Source organism: Halorubrum sp. SP3 (assembly GCF_005435195.1).
Taxonomy (GTDB): domain Archaea; phylum Halobacteriota; class Halobacteria; order Halobacteriales; family Haloferacaceae; genus Halorubrum; species Halorubrum sodomense.
Window position 1 is genome coordinate 1 of the sequence record NZ_SGTU01000833.1, and the last position, 211, is coordinate 211.

The window sequence follows — 211 nt, forward strand, 5'->3', positions numbered from 1 at the left end:
GCGTTCGGCGCGCCGACCAGCGCCCTCGTCTTGGCGTTCTGGTACTCGCGAAAGCGGGACGCGCTCGACGAGAAGTACGGCATCGAGCACAATGATGTCGCGGCGACCGACGGAGGGGTAGACGAATGACGGCGGGCTCGCTGCTCCTTCAGAGCGAACTGCTCCCGGAGGCGCTCGACATCTCGTTCAAGATCGGGCCGGCGCTGCTCGT

General features: G+C 66.4%; 1 protein-coding gene. It reads left to right on the forward strand.

The annotated features are described in order from the left end of the window. Window positions 1–129: sodium/substrate symporter small subunit (locus EXE42_RS18350; RefSeq protein ID WP_342766607.1), on the forward strand; the 129-nt coding region annotated here is incomplete at its 5' end. Window positions 130–211 lie beyond the last annotated feature (82 nt).